The organism is Chitinophaga parva, from assembly GCF_003071345.1.
Classification (GTDB): Bacteria; Bacteroidota; Bacteroidia; order Chitinophagales; family Chitinophagaceae; genus Chitinophaga; species Chitinophaga parva.
Window position 1 is genome coordinate 2,187,344 of sequence record NZ_QCYK01000002.1, and the last position, 15,955, is coordinate 2,203,298.

Sequence of the window (15,955 nt, forward strand, 5' to 3'; positions counted from 1 at the left end):
ATGCATATACCCTTTAAAAAACAATGGGCTGCTGTGATGTTGTCTGGCGCCGCTTTGCTGGCGGCTTGTACCAAGGCCCTGGACCAGCAGCCGCAGGCCAGCGCCACCAATGCGGCGGTATTTGGTTCTGAAGCCGGCCTCAAATTGTATACGACTTCTTTATATGATATCCTGCCGGACATCAACACGCCTTTCCGTACAGACTGTAACCTGTCTGATTTTGGCGCAGTGACCACCGTGCCTGACTTTATCCGTACCGGTGTGTACACCCCGCAATCGGAAGCTGCCGATAACTGGAACTGGAAGCCGCTGCGCAATGTGAACTATTTCATCGTGAACAACGTAAACCCGGCGATACCGCAGGCTACCCGCGATAACTACACCGCGATAGCCCGTTTCTTCCGCGCGTTCTTCTATTTTGAAAAAGTAAAACGTTATGGCGATGTGCCCTGGATCAGTCATCCATTGGCGGTAGACGACAGCCTGCTGTACGCCAAACGCGATTCCCGCGTATTGGTAATGGACTCCGTGATCGCTGACCTGGACTGGGCCGCGAGCCACATCATTGCCGGTGAAGATGCTACCCGCAGCACCATTACCCAGAACGTGATCCTGGGCTTCAAATCCCGGGTGTGCCTGTTTGAAGGTACCTTCCGCAAATACCGCGGTGATGCATTGCCCGGCTCCACAGACCTGCTTACCCAGGCCGCTGCCGCTGCCAAGGCGGTAATGGATGGTGGTAAATATTCCCTGAACCAGGGCACCCTGGCTTACCGCAACCTGTTCATCAGCCCTGCGCCGGTATCCAGTGAAGTAATGCTGGCAAACGTGGCCAGCAGCACCCTGGGCAAGTACAATGATGCCAACTGGTTTTACACCAGTGCTACGTATGGCAACCGTTTCAGCTTCACCCGCGATTTCATCAACACTTACCTGATGACAGACGGTACACCTTTTACCAGCATAGCCGGCCATGACACCATGACCCTGGCACATGAAACCCAAAACCGCGACCTGCGCCTGGCGCAGACCATCCGCACCCCGGGTTACACGCGTATCAACAGCGGTAAGGTACAGGCAGCACCGCCTGTGTTCTCTTATACCTACACCGCTTACCAGCCCATTAAATGGTGCCTGGATGACATGACCTATGATGCCGGTGCAAACAATACCAACAGTATCCCGGTAATGCGCTATGCGGAGATCCTGCTGAACTACGCGGAAGCAATGGATGAACTGAACCAGATGAGTGCTACGATCTGGCAGCAGACCATTGGTGCCCTGCGCACCCGCGCCGGCATCGCCAATGCTAATGCAATGCCTACCGTGATAGATCCGTATATGCAATCTACTTACTACCCGGACGTGACCAAGGCTACCACTATGGAGATCCGCCGTGAGCGCGCCATTGAGCTTGCCCTGGAAGGCTTCCGCTGGATGGACCTGACCCGTTGGGCGCATGGCGACCTGCTGCTGAAAAAATGGAATGGCATGTACGTGCCGGCCCTCAATGTACCGATGGACCTGAATGCCGACGGTGTGATGGATGTATGCTTCTACAAGGATACCGCCCCGGCTAATCCTGTAGCGGGTGTTACCTATGTAAATGTAGGCGCCACCGTGGGCGGTGTAGCCAACCCCCAGCGCCTGTCTAACGATACTTATGGTGAACTGCACTGGCAGGATGCTACTTCCCGTACCTTCCAGCCCTTCATGTACGTGTACCCATTGCCGCTCACAGCCCTGCAACTGAACACGAACCTGACGCAGAACGAAGGTTGGGATAAACTTTAGTATCTTGAACGGATAAACGAAAACCATGAGAAAGAATATCTGGATGGCAGTGATCTGCCTTTTCGCAGGGCTGCAGGCCTCCATGGCCCAGCGTTTTACGGTAGGCACGTATAACCTGCGCAACGACAACAACAAGGAAGATGCTGCGAACGGCAACGGCTGGCAAACCCGCTACCCGGTGATCACGAACCTGCTGCGTTTTCACGGGTTCGATATTTTTGGCACCCAGGAAGGTATGAAACACCAACTGGAAAACCTGAAGGACAGCCTGCCCGGTTTTGCTTACATCGGGGTAGGGCGTGATGATGGAAAGGAAGCAGGAGAGCACTCCGCCATTTTCTATAACACGGAAAAATTCAAGGTGATGCAGCAGGGTAATTTCTGGCTCTCTGAAGTGGAAGACCGCCCTAATAAAGGCTGGGATGCCGTGCTGCCGCGCATCTGCACCTGGGGCCTGTTTAAGGAGACCAGGACTGGTTTTACCTTCTACATGTTCAACCTGCACATGGACCACATAGGTGTGAAAGCCCGCGCAGAAAGTGCAAAGCTGATCCTGAAAAAGATCAAGGAGATGACCAATGGCCGCCCCGTGATCCTCACCGGTGATTTCAACGTGGACCAGACCAGCGAGTCTTACAAATTGCTGGCCACCAGCAATGTGCTGTTTGATGCGTACGAGACCACGAAGCTGCGTTATGCGCTGACCGGTTCTTTCAACGCCTTTAAGCCAAACCTGGCCACCACCAGCCGCATTGACCACATCTTCCTCACCAAGGACTTCACCGTACAGCGTTACGGCATCCTGGATGATACCTACCGAAGCAAGGATGGCGATACGGGCACGGCCCGCATGCCTTCTGACCACTTCCCCGTGATGGCGGATGTGACCCACGGTAAATAATCTATTGTACGTATCCTATAAAAAACCGCGCCCGTTGTATTCCTGCAACGGGCTTTTTTTATGCAAAACCGCGATATATCGTGATTGTTTTCCCCCTGTTTTTCTGTTGTTAGCCCAAGTAACAAATGTCACAACGCAAAAGCCAGAATAGCAATGGCCGGTGGTAGTTAGTGGTTCTACATTTGGGGCAAAATTAAAAACTATGAAAAAGATCTTTATGACGCTGGCGCTGGCAGTAGCAAGTACACTGTGCGCACTGGCACAGGGACCGGTGAAGAACATCATCCTGGTGCACGGCGCTTTTGCAGACGGCTCCGGCTGGGAAGGCGTTTACAACATCCTTACCAAACAAGGTTACAATGTAGTGGTAGATCAAAACCCGTTAAGCTCACTGGAAGATGATGTGGCATCTGTGAACCGGATCCTGGACAAGATGGAAGGCCCGGTGATCCTGGTAGGCCACTCCTGGGGGGGTGCGGTGATCACCCAGGCCGGTGGTTCAGACAAGGTAGCAGGCCTCGTGTATGTAGCCGCATTCCAGCCGGAAGTAGGTGAAACCGTGCTACAACTGGCCAGCTCAGCGCCCACGCTGCCGGAATATGGCATCCTGCCGCCGGATGCACAAGGCAATATCTACATTGATAAAGCCAAGTTCCACAAGGCATTCTGCGCAGACCTGCCCGCGGCTAAAGCAGCTTTCATGTGTGCATCGCAGGGGGTATGGAGCGCCAAAGGCCCCACCACACCGCTCACCGTGGCCGCCTGGAAAACCAAGCCCAGTTGGGCGATCGTAGCCACTGGCGACAAATGCATCAACCCTGTCATTGAACGCACCATGTACAGACGCAGCGGTGCCAGCACCACGGAGATCAACGGCAGCCATGTTGTATTCATCTCTCACCCCGCGGAAGTAGCGAAAGTGATCGCAGATGCAGCGATGCATGCCGGGAAGTAATGCTGGTAGCGGTCTTTGTCTTACTCACTCGTTAATCTGATAAAACAATGAAAAAACAAGTTATGCAGCTGGCGCTGGCAGTAAGCCTGCTGGCCGGCGCTGCGCATGCCCAGGTGAAGACCCTGGACCCGCAGAAAGATCCGAAGATCGGAAAGGAAGTAAAGGCGTTTTTAAAAGTGCTGAACGTACCGGGAGCCAAAGGCCTGGAAACCTTTAGCCCGGCGGATGCCCGCAAGGTGCTGGAAGGCGCGCAGCAATCCGTACAGGTGGATGTCTCCGGCATTGAGGTGACCGAAAAGAACGTGCAGGAAGACGGGCTGAACCTGAAGCTGTACGTGGTGCGCCCTGAAGGCGTGAGTGGTACGCTGCCCGTGTTCATGTTCTTCCACGGTGGTGGATGGATCCTGGGCGACTTTGCCACGCACAAGCGCCTGGTGCGCGACCTGGTGGTGAACTCCGGTGCAGTGGCCGTATTCGTGGAATACTCCCGTAGCCCGGAAGCACATTATCCTACCGCACTGATTGAATGCTATGCCGGCACCAAATGGGTGGCGGAGCATGGGGCGGAGATCAATGTAGATCCTTCCCGCCTGGCAATTGCCGGCAACAGTGTAGGTGGCAATCTTACAGCGGCCGTAGCCCTGATGGCAAAAGACAAGCATGGCCCTGCATTGAAGCTCCAGGTAATGCTGTGGCCTGTTACGGATGCAAACTTCAACACCGGTTCTTACCTGGAGTTTGCCACTGACCGTTTCCTGACCCGCAACATGATGATCTGGTTCTGGGACGCTTACACCCCGAAGAATAATCGCATGGCCTATTATGTAACACCGCTGAAGGCGTCCCTGGACGAGCTGAAAGACTTGCCCCCGGCTCTCATCCAGGTAGCAGAAAATGATGTGCTGCGCGATGAAGGCGAGGCGTATGGGCGCAAACTGGACCAGGCAGGCGTACCCACTACACTGGTGCGTTTTGATGGCCTGATCCATGACTATGGCCTGCTCAACCCCATTGCCACGGTGCCTGCGGTACAATCTGCCATGCGCTATGCCGGCAATGAATTGCGCAATGCATTGAAATAGGTATCCGGTTTTTCTCTTGGTACCAAGCCGTCTACACGCGTGTGGACGGCTTTTTTGTGGGCCCCCGGTAGACGTTTTGTAGACGCCCCTGTAGTTAGGCTGTAGACCCTGTTTATTTGGAAATAGCCGCTACTGATCCCATCTTTGCCCTGACAGTGACCAGGTATTTTTATTCCAGCGCCATATAACCGATGAACCATTTGATCATGTTTAACACCCGTTTTTACAGGAAACCCCTGCTATTGTGCAGCCTTTTTTTACTGGCATTTTTTTGCCGGGCTGTTGCCCAGGAACTGGAGGGAGGCTCCCGTTTTGTCCATGGATTTGCCCGCGTGCAGCAGGGAAGCGACTATTATTATATTGACAGTACCGGCAAGCGTGCTTTTGACCGGATACTGGACCGGGACGGCCATGCGTTTGACGTGGTGCCCGTGGCTGGCAATGATGGCATCATACCCGGTGCAGATACCGCGGAGGGCCACCTGCCGGAGTATTTTAAACTGGTGTCCCTGGACAAAAAACAGGGCGTGTTGCTGCTATCCGGGAAGTGGATGCTGCGCCCGGAGTATGATAGCATTGCCACGGAGTACCGGGAAGCATGGAGGGTAACAAAGGGTGGGAAGTCTACCCTGTACAAGGCTACTGGCTTCGCCCTGCCTTTCCTGTTTGATGCGGTGAATGAGCTGGACGGCAACTGTTTCCTCGTACAGCAGGATGATAAATGGGGCATTTATGACAAGCGGGCCGCAAAACTTACCACGCCTTGCGTGTACGAAGACATGGACTACTGTTTTGGTTGTGAAAGCAAAGGAGATTACGCATTTGCCCAAAAGAACGGCAAGTGGGGCGTCATCAGTTTCCGGAATGACATATTATTGCCCTTTGAATATGACCACCAGCATGCCAATATGCGCAGTGATGAATGGGTGCAATGCCTGTCACGCGATAATAAGCCCTTGCTCATTAACCTGCGCACCAAGGCGGTAACAGAAGATACCTGCGGCTGCCTGGACAGGGAGGATGACAGCGCACCGTTGCTGGCGGATGGTTTCAGGACTGTACGACAGGGGAAATTATACGGGATGGTAAATGCGGATGGCCAGAAAGTACTGCCCACGCAATATGAATCCATCCGCTACGATGGGATCGCATTGCCCAGGCCACTGGTAGAGATCAGCCAGCAAGGTAAGAGCGGCATTGCCGATACCAGCGGCCATATGATCATTCAGCCCCTGTATGATGATTATTTCATGATGATCAGTGATACCCTGCTGGTAGCCGTCAGGGAAAACAAGTGCTATTTATTCAACACGAAAGGGCAGCCGGTATTACAAGGCGCTTACGACGATATCCGCCCCTGGCGCCCCATGGATAGCGATACCACAACGGCATTCCTGAAACTGGTCCGGGGAGAGCTGATGGGTTTCTATAACCTGCATACCCGCAAGCTGGTGGCACCACAATACAGCTACATTTATGATACGGATACAAGCCGGAAATACTACCTCATGGCGGAAAAGAATGGCAGGCAGGGTGTAATAGACACCAATGGCACCGTGATCATCCCACCCCGCTTTGACGATGTACAGTTCCTGGCGAACGGTTATCCTAACCAGGCGCAGGTGGCAATTAACTACAAATACGGTATCTACGACTATGTCAAAAATGTCCTCGTAATACCGGCGCGCTATAACAATATTACACCGGTGGCGCACCACGAACTGTATTTTGTACAAAGGGATAATGATAAAGCGGAAGGCCTGCTGGACCTGGAAGGTAAGGTGGCGTACCCGGTGCTTTCCCGCCAGCGCCTTGACCAGGCAGATACCCTGGCCAATTATTTTGTAATATCCCGCCGTGATTCCCTGTCGGAGAAGCTGCGTTACACAGTATTTAACAGCCGTACGCATGAGCGGTATGCCTTGCCTTATGATACGGTGGTACCAGGTGGTTATAAGGACCGTGTAGGCGTGCACGTTGGCAAGCGGCAATATGCCCTGTTTGACCTGGCAACCCGGAAGACGGTTGAAGGTGCTTACACACAGGATGGCCTGCCCCAGCTGGTTTATCCCTACCAGGATAAGGCAATGATCATGAAAAATGATAAGATCGGGATCATTGATACCGCCGGTAATTTTAAGATCCCACCGGTGTATGATATGCTTTACCCGGTGATGGAAAACACCTACCTCTTTGTGCAGCGCGATGCCAACGGGGCCGCGCACTACGGTTATGGCGATAGTACCACAAAGCTCTTCGTGCCCATGGAATATGATTTCCTGCCGGGTGACCGGGAAGATTATCTCCGGGACAGCCTGTTGCTGCTGGTGAAACGAGGCCCTGACGGTACCGTGCTGAAAGGCTTTGCGGGCCTGGATGGAAAGACGGTGATCCCTGCAAAATATGAATCGATCCGTGCTACGGAAAATAAGCAATATTTCCTGGTAAAAGCTGGTGAGCAATCCGGCATCATCCGCCGGAATGGGGAAGTGGTGCTGCCGGTGGAGTTTGAAGAGGTGTTGTTGGATGACAATACGCTTTACTTCGGGGAAGCTGCCTTTAGCTTCCCGGTAATGGCAAAGAAAAATGGCACCTGGGCGTATTACGATACGGAAGGAAAGGCATTACCCCTGCGCATGAAAGCCACGATCGACTATATGCCGGTAGAGGAGCCGGTGGTTGTTCCTGTGGAAGCGGGGCATTAATGCCCGCAGCGGATGAAGTGCCGGAACAGCCCGTGCGCCGCATCGGGCATAAGTCCCCGCACAATGAGCAGCGCCGCCAGTAACATACCAAGATAGGGCGCTGCTTTGCGCAGGTAAAGCCGCGTAGAGGCATCCATTTTCCAGCTTACCATGGACAGTAATAAAAGTGCGGGAAGGGTTCCCAGCCCGTAAGCGATCATGAATAAACTACCCTGTAATACCCCGCCTAGCGCCAGTGCACCGGCTATGGCCATGTACACCATGCCGCAGGGCAGTAACCCATTGAGCATACCCAAGGCCAGCATAGCCGGGGTGCCGGGGCGTTGCATTAGCCGGAGCATAAGTGGTTGCCATAATTTTTGCCAACCGCGCAATGCCTTTGTGGCCGGGAACCAGCGGGGCAGGAGGGTGGCCAGGGCAAACAGGAGCAACAGTATGCCGGCACCGATAGACAACGCATGTTGCCATCCTGCCAGTTTCAATCTTTCCCCGATAAGCCCAAAAGCGGAGCCCAGTAAGGCATACATGCCAATGCGCCCGCCGTGGTAGGCCAGCATGCCCTGCCTGCGCCGGCCCGGGCCCTGCACAGAAAAGGGCATGGCCAGTACCAATGGCCCGCACATGCCCACGCAATGCGCGCTGCCAATGAAACCCAATACCAGCGCGCCTGTCAGTACCGCTTCCATATTAGTTGATCTGCATTTCCTGTTCTGTATAATACCGTACTGCGCGCGCCGTCCAGTGCAGCTTTACCAGGCAGCGGCCCTTGGGCAGTTGTGTTTTGTCAATGCGCTGCAGGCCCTGCCTGGTTACCAGGGCAATGTGCTGGTCCTGGCGGGCATCCGTAGGATAATAGAACCAGGCCTGCCCGGTGGTGGCAGCGGTATCCGGCAGTTGCAGGGTTACGTATTGTTCATCCTGTGAAATGCCTACGGCCGGCTGTTTTGCGGCGTTATGTGCATCGTTGATCTGCTCCTGGTAGCGGATCTCGTCTTCGTAATATTTTTCAGATACGAGGTCAAACCGGGTGTGGGTAGCCTTGTATACCAGGGTGCCTATCAGCAGGGCAAAGCCCAGGAAGGCGAGCGTTAATCCATTTCCCCAACTCATGCTGTAAAGATTTAAAAGATTATTGAACGGGACCTATGAATGCTGTACGGATGCGGTCTATTCTTTCATTTCCATTGTAAAGGCCCAGCGTTACAATGGTCTTTTGCTGGCGGATAGCCTTTGCCGGCAGGACGATGAAGAAGGTGCCGGCGCCCTGGCTTTCCCCTTTTATCATTACCAGGGGATTGCCCACTACCTGTACCCGCCCGCCAGCCGGGCTTTCCAGCCGGATGGTGAGGGGCACGTCCTTCGTGGTTTTATTTACCCCGCGCAGGTTATACAGGTTGGTAATGCTATCCTTGCCCCGCTCCTGGAACAGTAAGCCCGGTGTGCGTACAATGCTGATATCCACCGCCTGCCTGCTTGCCAGCAGGAATGCATCCAGGCAGAGGATGAGCACACAAAGTACCGTGTAGGCTTTCATGCGCGTGGTATAGCGCAGGGGCTTGTTCTCCGCGATGCCAATTTCAGATGCATAGCTGATCAGCTTCTTTGGCTTGCCTATCTTTTCCATCACGTGGTCACAGGCGTCTATGCAGGCAGTGCAGCCCACGCATTCCATCTGGACCCCGTTCCGTATATCTATACCTGTAGGACATACTTTTACGCACTGCAGGCAATCAATGCAATCTCCCAGTCCGTCACTACTGACCTTGGAGGGCTTGTGGCGGGGCTCTCCCCGTTTGTAATTGTAAGCCACGATCATGCTGTTCTTGTCCAGCATTACGCCCTGCAGGCGGCCATACGGGCACACCACGGTGCATACCTGCTCCCGGAAGAATGCATATACGCCATAAAATACGCCGCTGAACAGCAGGATGGCCAGGAAGCCACCGATGTGGTCAAAGAAGCGGCCGCTGATGATCTCCCACAGCGCCGGCATGCCAATGATATAAGCCAGGAAAATATTGGCAATGAAGAAAGATAACAGGAAGAACGCTATATGTTTGGTGCCCAGGATGCGGATCTTGCGGGCGTTCCAGGGCTGGTTGTGCAGCGTGCGTTGTTCATTGGCATTGCCCACTATCCAGTATTCCAGACGGCGGAAGAGCATTTCCATGAAGATGGTCTGCGGGCAGATCCATCCACAGAACAGGCGCCCGAAAGCTGCCGTGAAGAGGATCACGAACAGGATGAACGTGATCATCAACAGCCCCAGGACAAAAAAGTCCTGGGGCCAGAAGATCTTGCCAAACAGTATGAACCGCCCGGCGGGTATATTGAGCATGAGAAATGGCTGTCCGTGCACCTGCACAAAAGGCAGGGCAATGAAAAGCAGGAAGAACGCATAACTCAGCGCTTTCCGGTAATTATAAAAACGTCCTTTTGGCTGCTGCGCAAAGATCCATTTGCGTTTCCCGGTGTCATCCAGCGTAGCCAGCTGGTCTCTGAAACTGTCCATACACTAATCGTTTGTCAGTACGCCCTGCGGTTCCTTTGGCGCTGCGGGTTTGGTGCCATGCAGCGATTTTACATAGCTTGCCAGCTGTGCAATCTGTTGTGGTGAATAGTCGTCTTTCCAGCTCTTCATGCCTTTATCCGGCCAGCCATATTTGATGGTCTTGAACACGGACTGGATATCGCCGCCATGCAGCCAGTAACTGTCTGTAAGGTTAGGGCCTACACCGCCACCGCCGTCTGCCCCATGGCAGGCAAAGCAGGTGCTGGTGAAGATCTTTTTGCCGGCGTCGAGGCTGGGTGCATCGGTGAGCAGCTTCACGGTGTTTTCATCCACCTGGTTGGCCGCTTTGGCGAGGTAGGCAGCTTTAGCTTCCTCCGCGGCGGCTACGGCTTCCTTGTATTCATCTATGCTCAGCGGGGCGGTGTGGCTTACGTGGTAGCGCCACAGGTATACCATGGCAAATACGATGCAGCAATAAAAGCCCCAGAGCCACCAGCCCGGCAGGCGGTTGTCCAGCTCGCGGATGCCGTCGTAGTCATGCCCGGTATCGATGGAAGCCTCTTCCTGCAGGGGTTTGAGGCTGTTCACCTTAAGCCACAGCCGCTTCCATTTAGGTGCCTCGGCCACGGTGGCCACCACCGCTGCTTTTTCCACCCGCAACAGGCTTTGCAGCAGGAAAAGAATGGTAAGGATTATTGTTATTTCAAATGCAATAACCCCAACGAGGCTATAGTAAATTAAAGGGCTGAGGCCTGAGATCGTGTGCACCACCGCGGTGGCTGCATCCTGCGCATCGGCCGCCCTGGAAGGCAGGGCAGCCATCAGCAGCAGGATGAGCATGGGGGTAACGGGGGAAGCCTTAGATTCTTTTTGTGTTTGTGCTTTATCTTTTTCCCGGTATACTTCAGCGGCGCCGTTCAGCACATAGGCCAGCAACACGATGATGAGGCCCAGGGCAATGATCACTGCGGTAAGTACGATGCCCAGTGGATTGTGCAGGGCATCTGCTGAAAGCAAGGGTAGTAGTAAGACGGGTGACATGCTTATTGATTATCGAGCGGTAAGGAATTGATCCTGGTGATGAGCTTACGGTCTGCCGTGAAAGCCCAAACTGCCATGACGATGAAAATGGTAAAGAAGATAACAAAGGCGCTGATGGCAAAGATGTCTACGCCCATGATCTTTTCCAGGTAGTGAATGAATTTCATGATCAGGGTTTAGTGGTTTTAATGTCGGTACCCAGCCTTTGCAGGTAGGCGATCACCGCCAGTATTTCTGCATTGGGAAAAGTAGTGATCTTGTCTTTTGCCAGGCGCCCGCGGATGGCAGCGGCTTGCTTGCGCAGGTCTGCATTGGCCATGGCATCATACCCGGCGGGATAAGGCACACCCAGCGTTTGCATGGCGCGTATACGGGCCCCGGTAGATGCGGTGTCGATATCATTGGTCAGCAACCAGGGATAGTTGGGCATAATAGAGCCGGGGCTCATAATGCGCGGGTCCATCATGTGGTTGTAGTGCCAGCTGTCCGGGTACTTACCACCTTCCCTGGCCAGGTCTGGCCCGGTGCGCTTGCTGCCCCACTGGAAGGGGTGGTCATATACAAACTCGCCGGCTTTGCTGTATTCGCCATAGCGGGCCACTTCATCGCGGAAGGGGCGTATCATCTGGGAGTGGCAGTTGTAGCAGCCTTCCCGCACATAGATATCGCGTCCCTGCAGCTCCAGTGGTGTGTAAGGCTTTACAGCGGCAATAGTGGGAATATTGCTCTTTATCAGGAAGGTGGGCACCATTTCCAGTGCGCCGCCTATAGCTACTGCAATGAGGCTGAAAACCAGCATCTGTACTGGTTTGCGCTCTATCCAGCGGTGCCAGTGCTCCTTGCTGTGGGAAGCTATAACACGGGGCAGGGGGTAGGCGGAAGTATCTTCATTGCGCACCAGGTTTCCTGCTTTTACAGTTTTGTATAAGTTGTACACCATCAGGAGCACACCGCTGAGATACAGGGCGCCACCTATGCTACGGGTTACGTAAAGCGGCAGGATGTGCTGCACGGTTTCAAGGAACTGGTAGCGCAGCTGGCCTTCTTCTGTAAAGGACTTCCACATCATGCTCTGTGTAAAGCCGGCCCAGTACAGCGGTATCGCGTACAGTACAATGCCGATGGTGCCCATCCAGAAGTGCGTGCCGGCCAGCTTCTTGGAGAAAAGAGTGGTGTTATACAGTCTTGGAATGATCCAGTACAGTACACCAAAGGTGAGGAAGCCGTTCCAGCCCAGGGCACCAATGTGCACGTGTGCAATGGTCCAGTCAGTGAAGTGGGAAATGGCGTTCACATTTTTCAAACTCAGCATGGGGCCTTCAAAAGTGGCCATACCGTAGCACGTTACCGCTACCACCATGAATTTGAGGATGGGATCTTCCCGCACCTTGTCCCATGCACCGCGCAGGGTGAACAGGCCATTGAGCATACCGCCCCAGCTGGGTGCAATAAGCATTACACTGAACACTACGCCCAGGCTCTGTGCCCAATCCGGCAAGGCCGTGTAGAGCAGGTGGTGCGGGCCCGCCCAGATATAAATGAAGATGAGTGACCAGAAGTGAACAATGGACAGCCGGTAGCTGTATACCGGGCGGCCGGCGGCTTTGGGCAGGAAGTAGTACATGAGGCCCAGGTAGGGCGTGGTAAGGAAGAAGGCCACGGCATTGTGCCCATACCACCATTGCACCAGCGCATCCTGTACGCCTGCATACCAGCTGTAGCTTTTCAGCCAGCTGAATGGCAGCTCAAAAGAGTTTACGATATGCAACATGGCCACGGTAACCCAGGTAGCAATGTAAAACCAGATGGCAACATACAAATGGCTTTCCCTTCTTTTTAGAATGGTACCAAAGATGTTGATGCCAAAAAGCACCCATACTATGGTAATGGCTATATCAATAGGCCATTCCAGTTCTGCATATTCTTTACCGGTGGTATAGCCCGCCAGCAGCGTGATGGCGCCCACTACGATGATGCTTTGCCATCCCCAGAAGTGGATGCGGCTCAGCTTGTCGTTGAACATGCGGGCCTTGCAAAGTCTTTGCAGGGAATAATATACGCCCATGAAAATACCGTTGCCCACAAAGGCAAATATCACAGCATTGGTATGCACGGGGCGTACACGCCCGAAGGTAGTGGCGGCCATATTCAGGTTGGCAGCGGGGAAGTACAACTCCACGGCCGCCAGCAGGCCGGCCAGCATGCCTATTACGCTCCAGAATATGGTGGCAAAGGCAAAGAGCTGCACAATCTTATTATCGTACGAGAAGTGCTCCAGCTGCCCTTCCCGGGGCGCTGGTTGCGGATGGCCGGGAACGGATCCGGCATTAGGTACATGCTCAATCATGGTCAAGGATATTGTCTGTTGATGTTGGTTTCTGATCGAAGAGGATCCTTACTGGTGGGCTGTCTGCATCGTCATATTGTCCAGACTTTACGCTCCACAGGAAACCTGCCAGGAATAAAGTTGCCACGCTGATGGAGGCTAGAAGTAAAAGAATGATCACGCTCATAAAGAACCGGATTGATGCTGTAAAATTACCTGCGCACCCCGTGGATCGGAATGAGCAAGCTTATTGGTGGGAATGACTTTCGTCAGTGTAAGCTTTGCCAGTAAATTGCTGCAACCTGCGGTAATGGCGATGATGCTGATGCTGCTGGCAGGCATGAGGATAGCCGCTATCATGGGTGACAACTGTGCCGTGCAGGCAAAGTAAAGCCCCACTATATTGTACAGGATAGAGATGATAAAAGCAGCCAGTATGATGTAACGGTTTGCCTTGCAGAGCCGCAGCAGCTGTGGCAGCACCGGCAGGGCCGCCGCCGCAATGATCGCATCGCTGGCGGGCGTAAAGTTGTGGTGCCCGTCGCTTACGGAAATACCGGTACTGGCCTGTTTCAGGGCGCCGGCGTCATTGAGGCCATCGCCGATCATGATCACCTTGTGGCCTTGCTGTTGCAGGCCTTCCACGAAGTAAAGTTTGTCTTCCGGCGACTGGCGGAAACGTATCGTGGTGCCGGTGCCCAGCAATTGCTGCAGGGGCCAGGATTCCGCGTTATTGTCACCGCTGATCACTGCCAGGCGGAAATGTTTTTTCAGCTGTAGAATGCATTTATCAATATGATCACGGTATTGATTACGGATCACGAAGCGCCCTTTGAAATGCCCGCCTATGGATACGTATACGGCGGTGGCATTGTCTGCAGGCGCAACATCAGGGAGGATGAAAGCGTGTGAGCCCAGTGCTACCTGTTCCGCTCCATCGCCCATCACCGTGCCTTTGCCTGCTAGCTCGTGGAAGCCGGTCACCCGCACACGGGCAGCGGTGTCCAGGGCGCTGAGCAGGGCTTTACTGAGCGGGTGGGTGCTTTGGGCGGCCAGGGTGGCCAGCTGGATCTCCTGGGTGCGGGTCAGGGGCTGTCCTTCGTAATACACCTGCTGGCGCTGTGCATCCGTGAGGGTGCCGGTTTTATCAAACACGATGTAGTCGGCCTGTGAGAGATTCTCGATCACCTGGGCATTGCGCAGGTAGAACTGGTGACGGCCCAGCAACCGGAGAATGTTACCGTTGGTGAAAGTATTGCTCAATAACAATGCGCAGGGGCACGCTACGATCAGCACGGCTGTAAACACGCTCCAGGCCTGCCAGTACAAGCCGGCAATGATGGCAATGGTAAACACACCGTAAGTAAAATAGCGGCTGATGAGGTGCACAAAAGACTTGCGCGGGGCGGTTGTTCCCTGCATGGAAGACCGGTTCCACAGGCTGGTAAGATAACTCTGGGCCACTTCTTTTACCACCAGTATCTCCATGACACCGCCACTCTGTTTGCCGCCGGCATATACCATTTCACCGGTTTCCTTCATCACGGGTATACTTTCCCCGGTTACAAAACTGTAGTCGATCATGGCCTGGCCGGAAACGATGATGCCGTCGGCCGGTATCAGTTCACCATGGTGAATGCGCAGGGTATCATTCACCTGCACGGAAGGCAGTGTCACCATTTCTTCGGTCCTGCCTCTCAGCCTTGTTACCGCAATGGGGAAATATGCGGTGTAGTCCCGTTCAAAGTTGAACTGCTGGTAGGTTTTATCCTGCAGCACACGCCCCACCAGCATGAGGAACACGATGCCGCTCATGGAATCAAAATAGCCTCCACCTGTTTGTGTGAATACTTCATAAAGGCTTCTGAAAAAGGTAACGGCAATGGCCACTACGATCGGGGCATCAATGTGCAGGAAGCGGTGGCGCAGGCTTTTCCAGGCGGTGATATAAAATTCGGAAGCGCTGTAAAACACTACCGGCAGGCTTAGGATTACATTCATCCACCAGAACAGGTGGCGCAACCGGAGGTCGGCGGAGGTGATGCCCAGGTATTCCGGGAAACTGAATAACATGATGTTGGCGAAGCAAAAGCCCGCTACGCCCAGCTTGTAGAGCTTTGAGCGGTCAACTGCCGGTGCGGGTTTTCCATCCAGTTGTTGCAGGCTGATGGCCGGCTCGTAACCAATGCGGCTGAGCAACTCCGCTACCTGGCGCAAACTGATATCGCGCTGGCGGAAGATGATACTGGCTTCCTTGCGGGCAAAGTTCACCCGGCAGTTGAGAATGCCGGGATGCAGCTGCTGCAGGTGCTCCAGCAGCCAGAGACAGCTGCTGCAGTGGATTTGCGGCAGGTACAACGTAATGTGCGTTTCTGCTGCATCCTGGAATTGCAGCAGGTGCCGTGCAATGTCTGCCTGGTCCAGGAATGCAAATTTATCTTTGCGGCTCCCTTCTTTGCGGGAGCTGCCGGGCGCCGTGGTAAAGGCATAGTAGGCCTCCATGCCATGCGCGTGCAATAAGTTGTATACTGTTTTGCAACCCTCGCAGCAAAAGGTATGACCCTCCGCCAGGATGGGATGGCGGCCGCAATCATCGCCGCAATGAAAACAGGTGCTTTGGGTAAGGACCGCCATAGTGC

13 protein-coding genes are annotated in these 15,955 nt (G+C 54.0%); 5 read left to right on the forward strand and 8 right to left on the reverse strand.

Annotated features, from left to right (window positions below; all coding sequences use genetic code 11):
• The 5 genes from DCC81_RS19020 to DCC81_RS19040 all read left to right on the forward strand — a co-directional run bounded on the left by DCC81_RS19020 (window position 1) and on the right by DCC81_RS19040 (window position 7,437).
• On the forward strand, window positions 1-1,794 hold the full coding sequence (locus DCC81_RS19020) for a RagB/SusD family nutrient uptake outer membrane protein (protein ID WP_205686368.1): 1,794 nt from the start codon (window positions 1-3) through the stop codon (window positions 1,792-1,794).
• A 25-nt stretch (window positions 1,795-1,819) separates the two neighbouring features.
• A complete protein-coding gene (locus tag DCC81_RS19025; protein WP_108688153.1) occupies window positions 1,820-2,695 on the forward strand; it encodes an endonuclease/exonuclease/phosphatase family protein in 876 nt (291 codons plus the stop codon).
• 202 nt (window positions 2,696-2,897) lie between these two features.
• Window positions 2,898-3,650, forward strand: coding sequence for an alpha/beta hydrolase (locus tag DCC81_RS19030; protein ID WP_108688154.1), 753 nt, complete (start codon window positions 2,898-2,900; stop codon window positions 3,648-3,650).
• A 47-nt stretch (window positions 3,651-3,697) separates the two neighbouring features.
• A complete protein-coding gene (locus DCC81_RS19035) occupies window positions 3,698-4,732 on the forward strand; it encodes an alpha/beta hydrolase (RefSeq protein WP_108688155.1) in 1,035 nt (344 codons plus the stop codon).
• Window positions 4,733-4,938: 206 nt separating this feature from the next.
• Window positions 4,939-7,437: a WG repeat-containing protein gene (locus tag DCC81_RS19040; protein WP_165806648.1), complete on the forward strand. Its 2,499-nt coding sequence runs from the start codon at window positions 4,939-4,941 to the stop codon at window positions 7,435-7,437.
• Here DCC81_RS19040 and DCC81_RS19045 read toward each other — a convergent pair.
• From DCC81_RS19045 to DCC81_RS19080, 8 genes are read right to left on the reverse strand one after another with little or no spacing between them, the layout of a single operon-like run.
• Window positions 7,434-8,123 carry a sulfite exporter TauE/SafE family protein gene (locus tag DCC81_RS19045; RefSeq protein WP_108688157.1) on the reverse strand — a complete coding sequence of 230 codons (690 nt, stop codon included), beginning with the start codon at window positions 8,121-8,123 and terminating at the stop codon, window positions 7,434-7,436. The genes DCC81_RS19040 and DCC81_RS19045 overlap by 4 nt on opposite strands.
• 1 nt (window position 8,124) lies before the next feature.
• Complete coding sequence (locus DCC81_RS19050) at window positions 8,125-8,547, reverse strand: FixH family protein (RefSeq protein ID WP_108688158.1); 423 nt, start codon at window positions 8,545-8,547, stop codon at window positions 8,125-8,127.
• Window positions 8,548-8,566: 19 nt separating this feature from the next.
• Window positions 8,567-9,949, reverse strand: a complete 1,383-nt coding sequence (gene ccoG / locus DCC81_RS19055; protein ID WP_108688159.1) for a cytochrome c oxidase accessory protein CcoG — start codon at window positions 9,947-9,949, stop codon at window positions 8,567-8,569.
• 3 nt (window positions 9,950-9,952) lie between these two features.
• Window positions 9,953-10,990: a cbb3-type cytochrome c oxidase N-terminal domain-containing protein gene (locus tag DCC81_RS19060; protein WP_108688160.1), complete on the reverse strand. Its 1,038-nt coding sequence runs from the start codon at window positions 10,988-10,990 to the stop codon at window positions 9,953-9,955.
• 2 nt (window positions 10,991-10,992) lie between these two features.
• The gene (locus DCC81_RS19065; RefSeq protein WP_108688161.1) at window positions 10,993-11,157 is read right to left on the reverse strand and encodes a CcoQ/FixQ family Cbb3-type cytochrome c oxidase assembly chaperone; all 165 of its coding nucleotides are present in this window, start codon (window positions 11,155-11,157) and stop codon (window positions 10,993-10,995) included.
• Window positions 11,158-11,159: 2 nt separating this feature from the next.
• A complete protein-coding gene (ccoN, locus tag DCC81_RS19070) occupies window positions 11,160-13,337 on the reverse strand; it encodes a cytochrome-c oxidase, cbb3-type subunit I (RefSeq protein ID WP_108688162.1) in 2,178 nt (725 codons plus the stop codon).
• Entirely contained in the window at window positions 13,330-13,503 is a 174-nt protein-coding gene (ccoS, locus tag DCC81_RS19075) for a cbb3-type cytochrome oxidase assembly protein CcoS (protein WP_108688163.1), read from the reverse strand. The genes ccoN and ccoS overlap by 8 nt, the downstream gene beginning before the upstream one ends.
• Complete coding sequence (locus DCC81_RS19080) at window positions 13,500-15,950, reverse strand: heavy metal translocating P-type ATPase (RefSeq protein ID WP_108688164.1); 2,451 nt, start codon at window positions 15,948-15,950, stop codon at window positions 13,500-13,502. Before DCC81_RS19080 ends, ccoS begins: the two co-directional genes overlap by 4 nt.
• Window positions 15,951-15,955 lie beyond the last annotated feature (5 nt).

Excerpts from the sequence above, each read along its gene's own strand:
- DCC81_RS19020 (WP_205686368.1), top strand. The coding sequence starts at position 1 with ATGCATATACCCTTTAAAAAACAATGGGCTGCTGTGATGTTGTCTGGC.
- DCC81_RS19025 (WP_108688153.1), top strand. The coding sequence starts at position 1,820 with ATGAGAAAGAATATCTGGATGGCAGTGATCTGCCTTTTCGCAGGGCTG.
- DCC81_RS19030 (WP_108688154.1), top strand. The coding sequence starts at position 2,898 with ATGAAAAAGATCTTTATGACGCTGGCGCTGGCAGTAGCAAGTACACTG.
- DCC81_RS19035 (WP_108688155.1), top strand. The coding sequence starts at position 3,698 with ATGAAAAAACAAGTTATGCAGCTGGCGCTGGCAGTAAGCCTGCTGGCC.
- DCC81_RS19040 (WP_165806648.1), top strand. The coding sequence starts at position 4,939 with ATGTTTAACACCCGTTTTTACAGGAAACCCCTGCTATTGTGCAGCCTT.
- DCC81_RS19045 (WP_108688157.1), bottom strand. The coding sequence starts at position 8,123 with ATGGAAGCGGTACTGACAGGCGCGCTGGTATTGGGTTTCATTGGCAGC.
- DCC81_RS19050 (WP_108688158.1), bottom strand. The coding sequence starts at position 8,547 with ATGAGTTGGGGAAATGGATTAACGCTCGCCTTCCTGGGCTTTGCCCTG.
- ccoG (WP_108688159.1), bottom strand. The coding sequence starts at position 9,949 with ATGGACAGTTTCAGAGACCAGCTGGCTACGCTGGATGACACCGGGAAA.
- DCC81_RS19060 (WP_108688160.1), bottom strand. The coding sequence starts at position 10,990 with ATGTCACCCGTCTTACTACTACCCTTGCTTTCAGCAGATGCCCTGCAC.
- DCC81_RS19065 (WP_108688161.1), bottom strand. The coding sequence starts at position 11,157 with ATGAAATTCATTCACTACCTGGAAAAGATCATGGGCGTAGACATCTTT.
- ccoN (WP_108688162.1), bottom strand. The coding sequence starts at position 13,337 with ATGATTGAGCATGTACCTAATGCCGGATCCGTTCCCGGCCATCCGCAA.
- ccoS (WP_108688163.1), bottom strand. The coding sequence starts at position 13,503 with ATGAGCGTGATCATTCTTTTACTTCTAGCCTCCATCAGCGTGGCAACT.
- DCC81_RS19080 (WP_108688164.1), bottom strand. The coding sequence starts at position 15,950 with ATGGCGGTCCTTACCCAAAGCACCTGTTTTCATTGCGGCGATGATTGC.